At 32.8% G+C, this 18,211-nt stretch carries 14 protein-coding genes; 7 read left to right on the plus strand and 7 right to left on the minus strand.

From position 1 onward, the window contains the following. Positions 1-141 precede the first annotated feature (141 nt). Positions 142-2,100, minus strand: a complete 1,959-nt coding sequence (locus ACEWL1_RS00210) for a YgiQ family radical SAM protein (RefSeq protein WP_409231276.1) — start codon at positions 2,098-2,100, stop codon at positions 142-144. Positions 2,101-2,244: 144 nt separating this feature from the next. Between ACEWL1_RS00210 and ACEWL1_RS00215 the strand changes: the two genes are divergently transcribed. Next, positions 2,245-4,101: a M61 family metallopeptidase gene (locus ACEWL1_RS00215; RefSeq protein WP_409231277.1), complete on the plus strand. Its 1,857-nt coding sequence runs from the start codon at positions 2,245-2,247 to the stop codon at positions 4,099-4,101. A 115-nt stretch (positions 4,102-4,216) separates the two neighbouring features. Here ACEWL1_RS00215 and ACEWL1_RS00220 read toward each other — a convergent pair whose 3' ends face one another. Next, positions 4,217-4,942: a DJ-1/PfpI family protein gene (locus ACEWL1_RS00220; RefSeq protein ID WP_409231278.1), complete on the minus strand. Its 726-nt coding sequence runs from the start codon at positions 4,940-4,942 to the stop codon at positions 4,217-4,219. Positions 4,943-5,058: 116 nt separating this feature from the next. Between ACEWL1_RS00220 and ACEWL1_RS00225 the strand changes: the two genes are divergently transcribed. From ACEWL1_RS00225 to ACEWL1_RS00240, 4 genes are read left to right on the plus strand one after another with little or no spacing between them, the layout of a single operon-like run. Next, entirely contained in the window at positions 5,059-6,987 is a 1,929-nt protein-coding gene (locus ACEWL1_RS00225; RefSeq protein ID WP_409231279.1) for a CocE/NonD family hydrolase, read from the plus strand. Positions 6,988-6,990: 3 nt separating this feature from the next. Further along, positions 6,991-9,177 (plus strand): acylase, encoded by a 2,187-nt coding sequence (locus ACEWL1_RS00230; RefSeq protein WP_409231280.1) that lies wholly within the window; start codon positions 6,991-6,993, stop codon positions 9,175-9,177. A 4-nt stretch (positions 9,178-9,181) separates the two neighbouring features. Next, complete coding sequence (locus ACEWL1_RS00235) at positions 9,182-10,624, plus strand: flavin-containing monooxygenase (RefSeq protein ID WP_409231281.1); 1,443 nt, start codon at positions 9,182-9,184, stop codon at positions 10,622-10,624. An 8-nt stretch (positions 10,625-10,632) separates the two neighbouring features. Beyond that, complete coding sequence (locus ACEWL1_RS00240) at positions 10,633-12,450, plus strand: Xaa-Pro dipeptidyl-peptidase (protein ID WP_409231282.1); 1,818 nt, start codon at positions 10,633-10,635, stop codon at positions 12,448-12,450. Positions 12,451-12,557: 107 nt separating this feature from the next. On the opposite strand, the gene ACEWL1_RS00245 is transcribed toward ACEWL1_RS00240, so the two are convergent. Continuing rightward, entirely contained in the window at positions 12,558-13,769 is a 1,212-nt protein-coding gene (locus ACEWL1_RS00245) for an MDR family MFS transporter (protein WP_409231283.1), read from the minus strand. A 238-nt stretch (positions 13,770-14,007) separates the two neighbouring features. Here ACEWL1_RS00245 and ACEWL1_RS00250 point away from each other — a divergent pair, with 238 nt between their 5' ends. Continuing rightward, positions 14,008-14,625 carry a DUF1684 domain-containing protein gene (locus ACEWL1_RS00250; RefSeq protein WP_409231284.1) on the plus strand — a complete coding sequence of 206 codons (618 nt, stop codon included), beginning with the start codon at positions 14,008-14,010 and terminating at the stop codon, positions 14,623-14,625. 72 nt (positions 14,626-14,697) lie between these two features. Here ACEWL1_RS00250 and ACEWL1_RS00255 read toward each other — a convergent pair whose 3' ends face one another. From ACEWL1_RS00255 to ACEWL1_RS00270, 4 genes are all read right to left on the minus strand, one after another. Further along, complete coding sequence (locus ACEWL1_RS00255) at positions 14,698-15,399, minus strand: crotonase/enoyl-CoA hydratase family protein (protein WP_409231285.1); 702 nt, start codon at positions 15,397-15,399, stop codon at positions 14,698-14,700. A gap of 103 nt (positions 15,400-15,502) precedes the next feature. Next, positions 15,503-15,868 carry a fluoride efflux transporter CrcB gene (crcB, locus tag ACEWL1_RS00260; protein WP_347175154.1) on the minus strand — a complete coding sequence of 122 codons (366 nt, stop codon included), beginning with the start codon at positions 15,866-15,868 and terminating at the stop codon, positions 15,503-15,505. Position 15,869: 1 nt separating this feature from the next. After that, on the minus strand, positions 15,870-16,835 hold the full coding sequence (locus ACEWL1_RS00265; RefSeq protein WP_409231286.1) for a BT_3928 family protein: 966 nt from the start codon (positions 16,833-16,835) through the stop codon (positions 15,870-15,872). 119 nt (positions 16,836-16,954) lie between these two features. Then, positions 16,955-17,491, minus strand: coding sequence for a DUF1599 domain-containing protein (locus tag ACEWL1_RS00270; protein ID WP_409231287.1), 537 nt, complete (start codon positions 17,489-17,491; stop codon positions 16,955-16,957). Positions 17,492-17,628: 137 nt separating this feature from the next. Here ACEWL1_RS00270 and ACEWL1_RS00275 point away from each other — a divergent pair, with 137 nt between their 5' ends. Continuing rightward, entirely contained in the window at positions 17,629-18,210 is a 582-nt protein-coding gene (locus ACEWL1_RS00275; RefSeq protein WP_409231288.1) for an LOG family protein, read from the plus strand. The last annotated feature ends 1 nt before the right edge of the window (position 18,211 follow it).

Raw genomic sequence — 18,211 nt, forward strand, 5'->3', positions numbered from 1 at the left:
AAATAAGAATCTTTTCTTTTCTTAATCTTTCTAAGAACAGTATTACCGTTTGTTTCTAAAGGGAGTTTTTTGGGAACTTCGCTAACTCAAGATTTAGATTATTAAAACAGAATCACATTCTTAATATTAGCGAAACACAAACTATCTTCTCCTTTTCTTGTTTTTTGGAGCTCTATACACTTTCTTTTTACGTTGATTAAAAGGGATGGCATCATCAAACGTATTCTTCGTTTCTGCTGCTTTTTTGTTTTTCTTCCAAGAATTATTATCTGGCAACAACACCTTTAATAAATCTTGTCTTCCAACTTTATTTAGTGTGTTTCTAATCCAATCTTTATTCTCTTTTTTATACCAAAAGAAAAAACGATGTTGATCTTCTCGTTCTTTTTTTGTTTTCGGAGTTTTCGTTGGTTTTAAGGTGTATGGATGATAACCAGAATAATAAATTACCGTTGCAACAGTCATTGGTGTTGGTGTAAAACCTTGTACTTGTTCTAACTGAAAGCCCATGTCTTTTGTTTCAGCTGCCAAGTTTGCCATGTCTTCTACTTCACTTGCAGGATGACTCGATATAAAATACGGAATTAATTGTAAGTTTAATTTTTTCTTGATATTAATTCTATCAAAACGTTCTTTAAACATATGGAAATATTTAAAAGACGGCTTACGCATCAGCTTTAAAACCGGATCAGAAGTATGTTCTGGTGCTACTTTTAATCGACCTGAAACATGATTCGTCATTACCTCTTCTGTAAAAGCATCTAATTCTTTTGGATCTGCATTTTTATTAAATTCTGGCACCAACATATCGTGTCGAATTCCGCTACTAACAAACGATTTTTTCACTTTCGGATGTTTATCAACTGCTTGATACAATTCCGTTAACGGTTTATGAGACGTATCTAAATTGCTACAGATTACTGGCGAAATACAACTTGGCGCAACACATTTATCGCAGATAGATTGTACTTTCCCTTTCATCTGATACATGTTTGCCGAAGGCCCGCCAATATCAGACAAATAACCTTTAAAATCTGGCATGTTTGCAACCGTATCAATTTCTTTTAAAATAGATTCTTGACTTCTGCTTGCAATAAATTTTCCTTGATGTGCAGAAATCGTACAAAAACTACATCCACCAAAACAACCACGGTGAATATTGATAGAAAACTTAATCATTTCAAACGCAGGAATTGGTCCACGTTTGTTATATTTTGGGTGCGGTAAACGCGTAAAAGGCAAATCAAAAGAAGCATCAATTTCCTTTTCGGTCATTGTAGGAAATGGCGGATTTATCACCAACGTATTTTCTCCAACTTCTTGGAATATTCTTCTTGCTTTTAATTTATTTGACTCTTGCTCAATCACTTTAAAGTTAGATGCAAATGTTTTTTTATCAGCCAAACATGCTTCATGAGAATTGATGGTTACATCTTCCCAGTCTTTTACAACAGGGATTTTCTCTTCTTTTTGATTGACAAAAACAGCCGTTTGTTTGATGTTTTTTAAACTCGAAAATGGAACGCCCTTTTGTAATAACTCTACAATTTCTCGCAACGGTTGTTCTCCCATTCCGTATACCAACATATCTGCTTTAGACGTTTCTAAAATAGTTGGCAATAATTTATCTGACCAATAATCGTAATGCGTTACGCGTCTTAACGAAGCTTCGATTCCGCCAATTAAAACAGGAACTTCAGGGAATTTTTCTTTTAATATTTTAGAATACACAGAGGTTGCATAATCGGGTCTAAAACCTTTGTCGCCATTTGGCGTATACGCATCTTTATCTCTTCGTCTTTTACTTGCTGTGTAATTAGAAACCATCGGATCCATACATCCGCCAGTAACCGCAAAAAATAAACGAGGTTTTCCTAGTTTTTCGAAATCTTGTAAGTTATCGTGTACACTTGGTTGCGGAACAATAGCAACACGTAATCCGTAAGATTCTAAAATCCTACCAATTACTGCTGGTCCAAAAGATGGATGATCTACATAGGCATCACCACTAAAAAGAATTACATCTAACGCTTCCCATCCTTTTAATTTTACCTCCTTATTTGTAGTTGGTAACCAATCTGTTAATCTTAATTCACTCATGCGCTGCAAAAATACAAGATTTTAACTGATTCTACTATTTTTACACTTGTTTCGAGTTATATAAAAATAAACTTTTGTTAAAGAACTGTTACTTATTTATAATATGGGCGTCTTGTTAGTATATTTGACCAAATTTTAAAAAACATGAAAAAAATATTTATTGCGATTATAACCATCGCTTTTTTAGGTAGTTGTTCTACCTCTAATGTAGCTGTAAAAAAAGACTTAATTGAAGTTGGCATCAACCTTAACAATGTTGTTGATGATAAAGTTCAAGTTGAGGTAAATCCACAAAAAATCAAAGAAGAAACAGTTGTTTATAACATTCCGGCAATAGTTCCAGGAACCTATGCAATGAGTAATTATGGAAGATTTGTTTCTGATTTTAAAGCTTTTGATTATGACGGAAAAGAAATGCCTGTTCAGAAATTAGACGACAATTCTTGGCAAGTAAACAACGCTAAAAAAATGGATAAAGTTTCTTATTGGGTTGATGACACTTTTGATTCTGAATTGAAACACGGAATTTATGTAATGGCAGGAACCAATATCGAAGAAGGCAAAAACTTCTTTTTAAATCTTCCTGGTTTTGTAGGATATTTTAAAGGAAAGAAAGAAACTCCTTATACAATTACGGTTTCTCATCCAACCAATTTATATGAAACTACTTCTTTAATCAACAAGAACTCAAGTAAAACTGACAATTCTAAAGATGTTTTTGTGGCTTCTCGTTATGATGAAATTTCTGATAATCCAATTATGTATGCTCCGTTAAATAATGTGAGCTTTACTGTAGACGGAATTGAAGTTACGATGGCAGTTTATTCTCCAAACAATGTGCATTCTGCAAAAGACATGGAAGCAGATTTAAAGAAAATGGTGCAAGCGCAATCTAATTTCTTAAAAGGATTTAAAACAACGAATGAATACAATATTTTACTGTATTTATTTGACCCAGAAGTATATAAATGGAATAGCTTTGGAGCGCTAGAACATTTATCTTCTACAACGGTTGTGTACCCAGAAAGTTACACCAAAGAGCAATTGGCAAACGGAATGATAAACGGAACAGTTTCTCATGAGTTTTTCCATATTGTTTCTCCGCTTTCAGTGCATTCAGAAGAAATTCATTCTTTTGATTTTAACACTCCAAAAATGTCGAAACATTTATGGATGTACGAAGGCACAACAGAATATTTTGCAAACTTATTTCAAGTAAATCAAGGGTTAATTACCGAGCAAGATTTTATCAATGAAATGCAATCTAAAATTGCAATTTCTAAACGTTTTGATGACACAATGTCTTTTACAGAAATGAGTAAAAATATTCTAGAACCAACCTATGCTAAAAACTACAGCAATGTTTACATGAAAGGAGCATTAATTAGCATGTCTTTAGATATTATTTTAAGAGAAGAGAGCAACGGAACCTACGGAATTTTAAATTTAATGAAAGATTTATCTGAAAGATATGGTGCCCATAAACCATTTAAAGATGATGAAATCATTCCAGAAATTGTTGCCATGACCTATCCAGCAGTTGGAGAATTTTTTAAAAATCATGTAGAAGGAACTACTCCAATAGATTATGATGCATTATTTGCGAAAGCAGGAATTGTAAAAAAATCACAAACTGTAAATACTAGATATCTTATAGATAACAGCAACCAACCTTTTATTGGTGTAAATGCAAAACGTGAAATTCACTTTTTAAAGAAAACAAATAGCGGATTAGTTGCATTAGGAGTTCAAGAGAATGATGTTTTAAAGAAGGTGAATGGAGAAGATTTTACTTTACAAACAGCCAACGCAATTATTGTTAAAACATTTGCTTGGAAAGCTGGTGATAAAATTAGTTTAGAAATTGTAAGAGACGGAAAAACGATGACCTTAGAAGGAACTGCAATTGTTCCTCAAGCTGAACAAGTTGGTTTGGCAATAGAAGATTTACCAGCAGAAAATGCTAAAACTAAATTAAGAAAAGCTTGGTTAAAAGGATAAACTGAAACCAAATTATATAAAAAAAGCGATTACTTTTAAGTAGTCGCTTTTTTATTTGCTTAAGGTTATTGTAAGTAGATTTCTCAATCGTTTTTCATTTCGAAATGACAATTATTTATTGTTTTACCACCAAATGCGGAACATCATCTAGATTCCAATCTATAACCAAACCACCAGCCAAGGTTTTTGCAATTTCTTTTCCGTATAAATATTCACATAAATACAAAGCAGCTTCAAATGATTTTGCGCCACCAGCAGAAGTAATGTATTTTCCGTCATGTACAAATAGCACATTTTTTCTAATGTCTAAATCTGGAAAAGTTGCTCTCATTTGGTCAATATCACTCGGAAAAGTTGTTGAAACTTTTCCATTTAAGATTCCTGCTTTTGCCAAAACAAAAGCGCCATCGCAATGCGAAGTAATAAACTGCGCTTCTTTATCAACCCGTTGTACAAAATCTATCATTGCTGTATCTTCTAAATCAGAATCTAGATGATGCTCTGCACTTGGCACCACCAAAATATCAATCTTTGGCAAACTATCTTTTAGGTAATTATAATCTGGTAAAATTCGCATTCCTTCAAAAGTGGTAATTGCTTCATCAGTATTTGCAACTGTAAACACATTCATTTGTTTGATTCCTTCTCTAAAAATGGTATGTTGAAAAATATCGTACGGAGCAGTAAGTTCTGTATTAAAAGTTCCGTCCATAATTAAAAAAGCAACATTGTAGCGTCCTTCTTTTAACGCTGGAAATTTTTTCTGTTCAATCTCGTTTTTAACTGAATCTTTACATCCAAATAGTGCAAAAACAAGTAATAAAAAAATGCTTTTTTTCATTGTAAAATTGATTTTATGATTCGATAAATGTATTAAAATTCAATTTAACTAAATTGTATGATTCTTAAATGTTTTTTCTTTTGTAGATTTACTTCATTAATATCCAAACTTATATCATGAAAAAACAAATTTTCTACTCGGTTTTATCGCTATTTTCTCTTCTTTTTATAAGTAGTTGTAACACCACTAATAAAGATGAAGTAAAAACATCAAACAACTACGTTCAAGATAATTACACTAAAAAAGAAGTTAGCATTGAAATGCGAGACGGAACAAAATTATTTACGGTAATTTACGCTCCTAAAGATCAAAGTAAAACCTATCCAATTTTATTACAACGAACGCCTTATAGTTGTGCGCCGTATGGAGAAGGGAAATTTAAAACTAAAATTGGACCGAACATTCAATTAATGAAAGAAGGAAATATTGTTGTATATCAAGATGTTCGTGGACGCTGGATGAGTGAAGGTATTTATGACAATATGCGTGCGTACATCCCGAATAAAACAGGAACGCAAACTGATGAAACTTCTGATACATATGACACTATTGATTGGTTGGTTAATAATGTAGAAAACAATAACGGTAAAGTTGGTACTTGGGGAATTTCATATCCAGGACATTACGCAACAGTTTCAACGATTGATGCGCATCCAGCTTTAAAAGCAGCGTCGCCACAAGCATCAATTGCAGATTTTTTCTTTGATGATTTTCATCATAATGGCGCTTTTTTGTTGAGTTATTTTAGAGCTGTTTCTTTGTTTGGCGCTTATAAAGATACGCCAACAGATACAGCTTGGTATGCTTTACCAACAATGGATTCTCAAGACCAATATCAATTCTTTTTAGATGCTGGTCCGTTAAAAAATTTAAACAAGTATTTTAGAAAAGAAACGGTCGATAATTTAAGTCCACAGAATAACGACAAAATAGACGATTTCTTTTGGAAAGAAATTATTGAACACCCAAATTACGATGAAGTGTGGAAAAGCAAAGGAATCATTCAGCATTTAGATAAGGTTCCTGCTACAGTTGCAACGATGGTTGTTGGTGGAGAATTTGATGCAGAAGATTTATACGGACCGTTAGAAACCTATAAAGGAATTGAAAAACACCAACCAAATAATTACAATACCTTGGTTTTTGGACCTTGGGATCACGGTGGATGGTCTAGAAGTTCTGTGAAAAACATTGTTGGAAATTATTATTTCGGAGATTCAATTTCGTTAAAATTTCAAAAAGAAATAGAATCTAAATTCTTTAATCATTTCTTAAAAGGAAGTGGCGATAAAAATTCTGGATTGCCAGAAGCCTATGTGTATGATTCAGGGAAAAAAGAATGGAGTTCTTTTGATGTTTGGCCACCAAAACAAGCTGTAAAAGAAGATTGGTTTTTATCAGAAAATCAAAAATTAACTGCTACAAAGAAAAGCACAAAAGGAATTGAATTTATTAGTGATGTCAAACGCCCAGTTCCGTATTCTGAAGATATTAAAACGGTTTTTACACCTAGAAAATACATGACAGACGATCAGCGTTTTGCTGCAAGAAGACCAGATGTATTGGTTTTTGAAACGGATGTATTGACCGAAGATTTTACCTTAGCAGGAGATATTTTAGCAAAACTAAAAGTAGCAACAACAGGAACTGCAGCCGATTGGATTGTTAAAGTAATTGATGTGCACCCAAAAGATGCAAAAAACAATAATAAAAATATGCAATCGCATTTAAAAATGAGCAACTATCACTTAATGGTTCGTAGCGAAGTAATGCGTGGTCGTTTTAGAAATAGTTTCTCAACACCAGAACCTTTTGTAGCTAATAGAAAAACAGCTGTAAACTTAAAGTTACAAGACGTTTTTCACACTTTTAAAAAAGGACATAAATTACAAATTCAAGTGCAAAGTACTTGGTTTCCTTTGATAGATTTAAATCCGCAAACTTATGTAGACAACATTTACAAAGCAGACGAAAAAGATTTTAAAACCCAAACTCATACTGTATTTACAGATTCTGCAATAGAATTTACAGTACTTAAAAACTAAAAAATGAAAAAATTATTTATACTCTCATTCATTGTTCTTGCAAGCTGCACAGGCAATAAAGAATTAACCGAACAAGAACGTTGGGAACAACACGCAAAAAACACAGAAATTATTAGAGACGATTTTGGTGTTCCGCATATTTACGGTAAAACAGATGCAGATGCCGTATTCGGATTATTATATGCCCAAGCAGAAGATGATTTTAATCGTGTAGAGCGAAATTATATATGGGCAATTGGTAGATTGGCCGAAATAGAAGGCGAAAAATCGTTGTATAGCGATTTACGTGCTCGTTTATATATGACCGAAAAAGAAGCCAAAGAAAATTTTGAAAACAGCCCAGCTTGGTTACAAAAACTATGTGTTGCTTTTGCTGACGGATTGAATTATTACTTGGCGAAAAATCCAGAAGTAAAACCAAAATTAATTACACATTTTGAACCTTGGATGACCATGTATTTTAGTGAAGGTTCTATCGGTGGAGATATTGAAAGAGTTTCTACTAGAAAAATTAAAGAGTTTTACGACAAGGATACTAAAATGGCAATTGTTGATGATGGTTTAATTCGTTTAAAAGATGATGAACCAAGAGGTTCTAACGGATTTGCAATTGCTGGTTCAAAAACAAAATCTGGAAAAGCAATGTTGTTGATCAATCCGCATACTTCTTTCTTTTTTAGAGGCGAAGTGCATATGGTTAGTGAAGAAGGATTAAATGCTTACGGAGCCGTAACTTGGGGGCAATTTTTTGTCTATCAAGGATTTAACAGTAAAACTGGCTGGATGCACACATCAACAGGAACAGATATTATTGATGAATTTGAGGAAACAGTAGTTAAAAATGGTGCTAAAACTTCGTACAAATACGGAGAAGAAATTAAACCAATGGATTCTATTAAAGTGAGTTTAAAATATTCATCTAAAGACGGAATCAAAGAGAAATCTTTTATGACGTATAGAACTCATCATGGTCCAATTACGCATGCAAACGGTGATAAATGGGTAACAACCGCTTTGATGTGGAGTCCGATTAAAGCATTGGAACAATCTTTTACAAGAACTAAAAAATCAAATCATAAAGAATTTTATGAAATGATGGATATCAGAACAAATTCATCAAACAATACAGTGTATGCAGATGCAGACGGAACAATTGCTTATTATCACGGAAATTTTATTCCAAAAAGAAATGAAAAGTTCGATTACACAAAACCCGTAGATGGAAGTAATCCAGAAACAGATTGGCAAGGTTTGCATCCTTTAGAAGAGAATATTATGGTGTTGAATCCACCAAACGGCTGGATACAGAATTGTAATTCTACTCCGTTTACAAGTGCTTTAGAATACAGCCCTAAAAAAGAAGATTATCCTGCTTACATGCATTCTTTTCCTGAAAATTTTAGAGGAGTTCATGCAATTCCGTTGCTTACAAAAGCATCCGATTTAACTTTAAATTCTTTAATAGATTTAGCATACGATCCGTATTTACCAGGAGCTGATATGTTGATTACAGGATTGTTAGAAGCAGCAAAAAAATCACCCGTAAAAAGTAGAGAAGCAAGAGAAGCAATTGCTTTATTAAAGAAATGGGATTTTAAAGTAGGTGTGAATTCTGTAGGAATGACCTTGACGCAATTTTACTTAAACGCTTATTACCGTTCAGGAAAGATTCCAAGTATGGAAGGGAACAAAAGAATCAGCAGACTAGGACGATTTGAATACATGAGTAAAACTGCTAGCTATAAAGAACGCTTAGCAATTTTTCAACAAAGTTTAGATAAACTTAAAGCAGATTTTGGCTCTTGGAAAACTCCTTGGGGAGAATTTAATCGTTACCAACGAAATGATGGAAAAATCCAGCAAGATTTTAACGATGCAAAACCAAGTATAGCAGTTGGAATGGCTTCAAGCTCTTGGGGAGCTTTGGCTTCATTCGGAACGCGCTTCGGAAAAGATACCAAACGTCAATATGGAACATCCGGAAATAGTTTTGTTGCTGTGGTAGAATTTGGAGATAAAGTGACTGCAAAAACGATGTTGGCTGGTGGACAAAGTGGAGATCCAAAGTCTCCTCATTTTTCTGATCAATCACAACGTTATGCTGACAAACAATTTAAAGAAGTTGCATATTATAGAGAAGATGTTTTAAAAAGAGCAAAATCAACCTATCACCCTGGAGAAGAAAAATAAAACAATGCTGCATACAGATATTATTATAGTTGGTGGTGGACTGTCTGGAATTGGTGAAGCTTGTCATTTAGAACGAAAAAATAAAAGAAAAAGCTATAGAATATTAGAAGCTAGAGAAGAACTTGGCGGAACATGGAGTTTGTTTAAATATCCAGGTATTCGATCAGATTCTGACATGTATACTTTTGGCTATTCGTTCAAAACTTGGGATCATTCTAAATCTTTTGCCGATGCTCCAACAATTTTAAAGTACTTGAATGAAGCTGTTGACGAGTATCAAATACGAGATAAAATTCAATATCAAACAGAAGTTACATCAGTTAATTTTGATACAACAAAAAATATTTGGACAGTAAACACCACAAGTTCTAAAACAAACACCATAGAAACCTACACGTGTAATTTTCTATTTATTTGCACTGGTTATTACAACTATAAAAATGGATATACACCAAAGTATCCTGGAATTGAAAATTATAAAGGAAAGGTAATTCATCCTCAACATTGGCCAGAAGATTTAGATTATAAAGGTAAAAAAGTTGTTGTTATTGGAAGCGGAGCAACCGCCGTAACTATTGTACCAAAAATGGCTGATGATACTGCTCATATTACCATGTTACAAAGATCTCCAACTTACGTTGGTGCTTTTCCGAACAAAGATAAAGTGGCTGCATTTTTAAAAAAAATATTACCTAAAAAAGCAGCACATAAAATCATCCGTTTTAAAAACATTTTAACACAAGTTATCTTTTTTAATGTCTGTAAATGGTGGCCAAACACAATGAGAAAATTGATTATTAAAGGGGCTCAAAAAGAATTAGGAACTATTTCTGCAGAACCACATTTTGCACCCAATTATAAACCTTGGGACCAACGGTTTTGTGTAGCTCCGGATGGCGATTTGTTTAAATCGATCAAAAAAGGAAAAGCATCAATAGTTACTGATCAAATTGAAACTTTTACCGAAAACGGAATTAAAATTAAATCTGGAGAAGAGTTAAAAGCTGATATTATCATTTCTGCAACTGGATTAAAACTATTAGCTTTTGGAGGTGCAAAAGCAACAATTGACGGTAAAGAATTTGACATTTCAAAATCACTAACATACCGAGGCTTAATGTTAAGTGGATTGCCAAATTGTATCTTTTTTGCGGGATACACAAATGCTTCTTGGACACTAAAAAGTGATTTAACAAGTGAATATGCCAATCGGCTTTTAAAGTTTATGGAGAAAAAAAACTACACTTATGTTATTCCACAAATTATGGATGATGCTATGGAAACGTTACCTTTATTAAATCTTAACTCTAGCTATATCCATAGAGATAAGGACATGTTTCCATTGCAAGGTTCTAAAACTCCATGGAAATTGTACCAGAACTATTTTAGAGATTATAAAACATTACGCATAAATAAAATAACAGATAAACAATTACAATTTAAATAAACATAATTATGAAAATAAAATTTCTAACACTTACACTGTTTCTAGTTGGATTTACAGTTCAAGCACAAGAAAAAACCGTTCCTGTTTTTAAAGACGGAGAAGCACAAATTGTAGAAACATTTAAAGATCCTAAAGATTGGCTTCGTCACGATTTATGGGTAGAAACAGAATTTGACTCTGACGGAGATGGAAAATTAGACAGAATGCATGTTTCTGTCACAAGACCAAAACAAACAGAAACTGAAGGATTAAAATTACCAATTGTATATGAATCTAGTCCGTATTATTCTGGAACCGCAGGAAACGCACCAATATTTTGGGATGTAAAACATGAACTTGGCGAACAACCAAAACCAAGAAATCACACCGAAGTAAAGAGAACAGGAAAACGCCCAATTATTTCAAATTCACAAATTAGAACTTGGGTTCCAAGAGGATATATCGTAGTACATTCTTCATCTCCAGGAACAGGTTTATCAGATGGTTCGCCAACTGTTGGTGGCGATAACGAATCTTTAGCTCCAAAAGCTGTAATCGATTGGTTGTGTGGAAGAGCAAAAGGTTTTACATCTAGAGAAGGAAATGAAAAAGTAATAGCATATTGGTCGACTGGAAAAGTGGGAATGACCGGAACTTCTTACAACGGAACAATTCCGTTAGCTGCAGCAACTACTGGTGTAAAAGGGTTGGAAGCAATTATTCCAATTGCACCAAATACTTCGTATTATCATTATTATAGATCAAACGGTTTGGTTCGTTCTCCTGGTGGATATTTAGGTGAAGATATTGATGTTTTATATGATTTTATCCATAGTGGAAAAGAAGAAAATAGAGCTCGTAATAATAAAGTTGTTCGTGATACAGAAATGGCAAATGGATTGGATAGAATTACTGGAGATTATAATGATTTTTGGGCAGGAAGAGATTATCTAAATGACATGAAACCTATGAAAGCAGCATTGTTAATGTCGCACGGATTTAATGACTGGAATGTAATGCCAGAACACAGTTATAGAATTTATCAAAGAGCAAAAGAAATGGGAATTCCTTCTCAAATTTTTTATCATCAAAATGGACATGGTGGACCGCCACCAATGACAATGATGAATCGTTGGTTTACACATTATTTACACGGAATTGAAAACGGTGTTGAGAACGATGCAAAAGCTTGGATTGTAAGAGAAAATGACAAAAGAGATAACCCAACTTCGTACAAAGATTATCCTAATCCTGATGCAAAACCTGTTCAGCTATTTTTGAATGCTGGTGCTCCAAAAGCTGGAGGTTTATCAACCAACAAATCAAATTTAAAAATAAAAGAAACTTTAGTAGATAATTATTCTTTTTCTGGGGAAGTTTTAGCGCAAGCAGAATATACAAATCATAGGTTATTATATGTAAGTCCGACTTTAAAAGAAGACATTCATATTTCTGGATTGGCTTCAATAACCGTAAAAATCGCGAGTAGTAAACCTGCAGTAAATTTATCAGTTTGGTTGGTTTCTTTACCTTGGAATGAAGGAAGAAGAACAGTCATTACAGACAATATAATTACGCGTGGTTGGGCAGATTTACAGAACTACAAATCATTACGTAAAAGTAATCCGTTAAAACCTGGAAAGTATTATGAAATGACATTTGATTTACAACCAGATGATCAAATTATTAAAAAAGGACAACAAATTGGATTGATGATTTTTTCTAGTGATAACAACTATACTTTGTTACCAAAACCGGGAACTGAATTAACTGTTGACTTAAACGGAACTTCAATTACGATTCCTGTTGTTGGCGGAAAAGATGCTTTTGAAAAAGCAATAAAATAACTATTTTACCCATTGTGTATTTTGATAAAACTTATAGTCAAAATGCACAATAGATTATTAACTTAAAAAATTCTATAAAAAAAGCACTGAAAAATCAGTGCTTTTTTTTATTCCATAATTTCTTCTTTTTTTAACATTCGTGTTAATAGAAACATAAAGAATACGGCAAGTGCGGCAACTCCTGTTACAATAACCCAAGTTGTGTCAAAGCCAACTGCACTTACTAAATGCATTCCAGAATTATGACTAAAAATATGTGCAAAAGAAAACGCAATGCTATACAAGGCCATATATTCTCCTTGCTTTCCTTTTTTAGCACGCTCCATTGCAAATGCGTTTGAAAACGGAAAAGCAATCATTTCTCCGATGGTCATTAAAAACATTCCGATAATTAAAACTCCAGTCCAAGTAGAAATTAGCAATACAACAAAACTTATAGCAGTTAATATTCCGCCAAACAACATCAATCCTACTTTTGTGAATTTTGAATTTTCTAACCATTTTATCAATGGCATTTCTAAAACAAAGATGACAAAACCGTTCATACCTAAAAGCAAACCAATTTCTTGTTCTGATAAAAAATGAATTTCACTGTAATACAAAGGCATCGTAGAAAAATATTGTAAAAACACAGCGCCAAACAACATCATTCCGATTAGAAAAATCCAAAATGCTTTATCAGAATACGCAGAAATTGGATTTTCTGCTTTTGATTCATCCAATACTTTTGATTTTTTCGGATTTAAAACTTGTAGCAATAAAATTCCTGCTAAAAAACATGTAATACCATCAATCCAAAACAATCCAGAATATCCAATAGATGCAATAATTAAACCTCCAATTGCAGGTCCCGCAGAAAAACCTAAATTAATTGCCAAACGAATTAAAGTAACAGAACGCGTTTTATTTTCTAGTTTGCTATACGAACTCAACGCAACAAACATTGCGGGTCTAAAAGAATCTGCAATTATCATCAATCCAAAAATACCTGAACAAAAACCAACAAAGGTGGTAACAAACTGCATGGCAACAAATGCAATTCCAGTTCCTATCAAACTAAAAAACATCACTTTATAATACCCAAATTTATCCGTTAATTTTCCGCCAATCCAAGAACCAACCACAGAACCTAACCCGAAGAAAGACATAATCCAACCAACATCAGCCAAAGTAAATTCTAAGCTTTTTGTCAAATACAAAGACAAAAACGGAATTACCATTGTTCCGGCTCTGTTGATTAACGTAATCAACGCTAACCACCAAACCTCTTTAGAGAGTCCTCTAAAAGTATCGAGGTAATTAAAGTATAATTTTTTCATTTTTTTGGTTGTTGATGTGTATAAAAATAAAAAGTCCGACGGTGAAGTCGGACTCATTATGATAGTAATAATTTATGTTGATATCATTACAATACAATTGACGTTCGACTTTTTCGATTTTTAATCGACTTCTTATACGTAAATGTATTGACAATTCTCATTTTAATTTTATTTGATGTTTCAAAACTACATAAATAATTGTAAAAATTGTATTTTTATTTTTTAAATTATTTCTTTTATGAATAAGCTTATTTCCCTTTTCCTTTTATGCATTCTTATTTCTTGTAATGAAACACCAAAAGATAATTATCTTAAAAAAATGGAAGATTATCGATACGAAGAGAATTTAAAATTTCATGATGATAGTAAATCTCCGTTGACAAAAGAGGATTTAAAAACCTTTAAAAAGTTAGATTTTTATCCGATTGATAAAAAATACAGAGTTGTTGCAAAATTAGAAAAAACAGTGGATGCTCCGATTTTTGAAATGACTACAACTACAGATAGAAAACCTTTGTATATAAAATACGGAACAGTAACTTTTACGCTAGACGGAATAGAACAGAAAATCCCGATTTATCAGAATAAAGATTTAGATAGAGACCCACAATACATTGATTATTTATTTATGCCTTTTACCGATAAAACAAGCGGAAAAGAATCTTATGGCGGCGGACGGTATTTGGATGTTTTAACGACGGATGAAAATCCAGATGGAACAATTATACTAGATTTTAACAAAGCTTACAATCCGTATTGTGCGTACAACGAAACCTTTTCTTGTCCGTTAACACCAGAAGAAAATACGTTAACAGTAGCAATTTTAGCAGGAGCTAAAAACTATAAAAAAGAGTAGTTTCTGTTATTTTGAGCGGAATCGAGAAATCTTTTAAGAGATTGTTTCATTTCATTCGCAATGACAAAAGCATCAAGGATTGATAGAAATTTCTTCTTGTAAATCTAATTCAATTGCTTTTTCAATAGCTTCTAAATGTGGTTTTCTCACTTTTATTTTTGTTGCTGCATGTGCTTTTTCATTTAATTGACAGAACATTTTAGCAACGTTAATTGCCGTTGGCAATAATTGATTCTCTGGAACAATTAGATCTAAAAATCCAGCTTTTATGGCATCTTTAGGGTTGTATATTTCAGAATTATTAACACTTCTATCTAGAAAAATTGGCGCTAGTCTAGCTTTGGCAATCGCAATTCCGGCGTGATGCATTGTCATACCAATCATCACTTCGTTTAAGCCGATTTTAAAATCGCCTTCTACTCCAATTCTATAATCTGCAGACAATAATAAAAATCCGCCTTTTGCAATTGCATGACCAGAACAAGCAACAATAATTGGTTTTGGAAAAGATAACATTCGCAATGACAATCGCGATCCTTTTGTAACCAATTCTTTTGCAGATTCAGGTGATTTTGTCATTACTTTTAAATCGAATCCAGCAGAAAAAATTCCTGATTGACCAGTTAGAATAACAATTTTATTTTCTTCTAGAGCTTTGTCTAAACTAGCATTTAAACCTTCTATTACTTCATGAGAAATAGCATTTGCTTTTCCGTTTACAATGGTAATTATTGCATACTTTTCTTCACTTTTATACTGTACTACTTCGTTCATTTTCTATTTATTATTTGACGAACTCAACTAATGAGATTTCTCGTCGTTCATTCTTCTCTCTGTCGAAATGACATTTAAACTCTAATTTGTATCGAGACACTATCTATTTTACAATATAAATCCCTGCAAAAACAGCTAAAAATCCGACTACAAAACTGGCGATTGTGTAAAAAGCAAAGCTTGTAAAATCTCCAGATTTTAAAAACACATGATTTTCATAAGCAAAGGTTGAAAAGGTTGTAAAACCACCACAAAATCCTGTTGCTAACAACAAGGTGTGATTTTCTGTTAATGCATCACTTTTTGCTGCGTAGCCTAAAATAATTCCGATGAATAAACTACCGATAATATTGGCTAAAAATGTTCCGTACGGAATTCCAGTTTCAGAATTGTTTAGGAATTTTCCAAACAAAAAACGCAATGCGCTTCCAAATCCGCCACCAATAAAAACAAGTAGTAATTGTTTCATCTTATTTTAAGATTATTTCATCAGCATCAGACCAATTCCATTTTCCCATGATGGTTCCTTTTTGCAACATCATAATTCCTGGATTTGCTCTTACCATTGTTTTTAATGTGATTCCGTCACAAAACAGAAAATCAAAAGGCAATTCGTATTTTTCTTTTGCTAATAACAACTCGTCTGTAAACGATGCGGATGCTCCGTAAACCGAATATCCTTTCGCAATGGCTTTGTCTGCTATTTCTTTGATGGTTTTAAATCCGTTGGTATCAGCTTTCTCCAACGTATGAACAATAATTAACAACACTTTTTCTTCTTCTAAAATTTCTGGCGCTAAATCTGCTTGTGCATCTTCTAAATAAAAATCATGAATTTTAGGAAGTTCGCCATCATCTTTGTATTTCATTCCTTCTTGAATGTTATTTCCAACTGCATACGCTCTAAAATCGATAATTGGCAAATGTACCAACACGTGATACGTGATGTATAAAAACGAAACCAACGACAAAATGGTAAGTACTTGTGAAACCTTTACAGAAAAGATAGGTTTGATGTCTTTTAGTCTAAAAATCATTAAGAGAATTAATGCGATTAGAAGGATGTTTTTGTAGAACGTTTCCCAAGGTGTTAATGTAATTGCATCACCAAAACAACCGCAATCTGTTACTTTGTTATAATATGCCGAATACCAAGTTAAGAATAAGAATATGGTTGATAAAACAAGTAAACTCCATAAGGTTATTTTTGCTCTACAACCTAATAACAGTATAATTCCCAGCATAATTTCTGCTAGAATTAAGATGATAGAAAATGCCAATGCATACGGAATTAAATATTCCATATCCAACACACTTTGACTAAAATATTCTTCGAATTTGTATTGAGAACCTATTGGATCTACCAATTTTACAAAGCCAGAAAAAACAAACATCGCTCCGACAAAGATTCTTGAAATGTGTACTAGTAGTTTCATTTTTTATTTAATTTATTCTTTTACTTCTTATAAAAATTGCTTCGTTCCTCGCAATGACAAAACTTTTTCACTCTGCAACTTTGCCACTTTGAACCTTTGCAGCTCTAAAACTTTGCAACTTATTTCCCCATATGAATCATCGCAAAAACAGCATAATTAATCATGTCTTGATAATTGGCATCAATTCCTTCAGAAACCAATGTTTTTCCTTTATTATTTTCAATTGTTTTAACTCGTAATAGTTTTTGTAAAATCAAATCTGTTAAACTAGAAATTCGCATATCTCGCCAAGCTTCACCATAATCGTGGTTTTTATTTTCCATCAATTCTTTGGTAATCGCAATGTGTTTGTCGTACAATTCTGTTGCTTCATCTGTAGATACATCTGGATTTTCAACAACTCCTAATTCAATTTGAATCAACGCCATTACACAATAATTAATAATTCCGATAAACTCACCTCGCTCACCTTCATCAACTTTTCTGACAGCATTTTCTTGCAATTGACGAATTCGTTGCGCTTTTATAAAAATCTGATCTGTTAACGATGGTAAACGTAAAATTCGCCATGCGCTACCATAATCGCTCATTTTTTTAATGAACAAACTTCTACATTCTTCTACAACTGCATTGTATTGTTTCGACGTATTCTGCATAAATCTTAAATAAAGTATTTCTGTAAAAACAATCTTAGATTGCTTTTCATTTAATTATTTTTCTGATATCTCCGTAAAAATAGTAAATCTTACCTCCTTTTCGTTTATTTTTACGATGAATTTTACAAATCTCTTTGATGAAAAAAATAGTTGTTTTTTGCGGTTCTAGTAGTGGGTTTAATACAGTTTATAAAGAAGCAGCCATTGAATTAGGAAAAGCATTTGTAAAAAACAATATTGCAATGGTTTATGGCGGCGGAAAAATTGGAATGATGGGAATTATTGCAGATACAATTCTTGCTGAAAAAGGAAATGTTATTGGTGTGATTCCAAAATTACTAGAAAAAGAAGAAGTGGTTCACAGGGAAGTTACTGAGCTGATCATCACCAAAAAAATGAGCGAACGCAAAGTAATTATGAGCAAATTGGTTGATGGATATATTACGTTGCCTGGCGGATTTGGAACTTTGGATGAATTGTTTGAAGCATTGACTTTAGGGCAATTACACATCGAGCAAAAACCAATCGGTATTTTAAATGTAAATAGTTTTTTTGATCACACATTACAACAATTAGATGTGATGGTTAAAGAAGGATATTTAAAACCACAAAACCGAGAATTGTTATTGGTAGATACAACTGTTGATGGTTTGTTAGCAAAAATGTACGCCTATAAAGCTCCAGAAAAAACGCACGTAATTAATAAAGTAGTTCACTAAA

It is taken from the genome of Polaribacter gochangensis (assembly GCF_046224025.1).
GTDB lineage: Bacteria > Bacteroidota > Bacteroidia > Flavobacteriales > Flavobacteriaceae > Polaribacter > Polaribacter gochangensis.

Bases quoted from the DNA above. Each gene is read 5' to 3' on its own strand.
- ACEWL1_RS00210 (WP_409231276.1), bottom strand. From the start codon at position 2,100: ATGAGTGAATTAAGATTAACAGATTGGTTACCAACTACAAATAAGGAG.
- ACEWL1_RS00215 (WP_409231277.1), top strand. From the start codon at position 2,245: ATGAAAAAAATATTTATTGCGATTATAACCATCGCTTTTTTAGGTAGT.
- ACEWL1_RS00220 (WP_409231278.1), bottom strand. From the start codon at position 4,942: ATGAAAAAAAGCATTTTTTTATTACTTGTTTTTGCACTATTTGGATGT.
- ACEWL1_RS00225 (WP_409231279.1), top strand. From the start codon at position 5,059: ATGAAAAAACAAATTTTCTACTCGGTTTTATCGCTATTTTCTCTTCTT.
- ACEWL1_RS00230 (WP_409231280.1), top strand. From the start codon at position 6,991: ATGAAAAAATTATTTATACTCTCATTCATTGTTCTTGCAAGCTGCACA.
- ACEWL1_RS00235 (WP_409231281.1), top strand. From the start codon at position 9,182: ATGCTGCATACAGATATTATTATAGTTGGTGGTGGACTGTCTGGAATT.
- ACEWL1_RS00240 (WP_409231282.1), top strand. From the start codon at position 10,633: ATGAAAATAAAATTTCTAACACTTACACTGTTTCTAGTTGGATTTACA.
- ACEWL1_RS00245 (WP_409231283.1), bottom strand. From the start codon at position 13,769: ATGAAAAAATTATACTTTAATTACCTCGATACTTTTAGAGGACTCTCT.
- ACEWL1_RS00250 (WP_409231284.1), top strand. From the start codon at position 14,008: ATGAATAAGCTTATTTCCCTTTTCCTTTTATGCATTCTTATTTCTTGT.
- ACEWL1_RS00255 (WP_409231285.1), bottom strand. From the start codon at position 15,399: ATGAACGAAGTAGTACAGTATAAAAGTGAAGAAAAGTATGCAATAATT.
- crcB (WP_347175154.1), bottom strand. From the start codon at position 15,868: ATGAAACAATTACTACTTGTTTTTATTGGTGGCGGATTTGGAAGCGCA.
- ACEWL1_RS00265 (WP_409231286.1), bottom strand. From the start codon at position 16,835: ATGAAACTACTAGTACACATTTCAAGAATCTTTGTCGGAGCGATGTTT.
- ACEWL1_RS00270 (WP_409231287.1), bottom strand. From the start codon at position 17,491: ATGCAGAATACGTCGAAACAATACAATGCAGTTGTAGAAGAATGTAGA.
- ACEWL1_RS00275 (WP_409231288.1), top strand. From the start codon at position 17,629: ATGAAAAAAATAGTTGTTTTTTGCGGTTCTAGTAGTGGGTTTAATACA.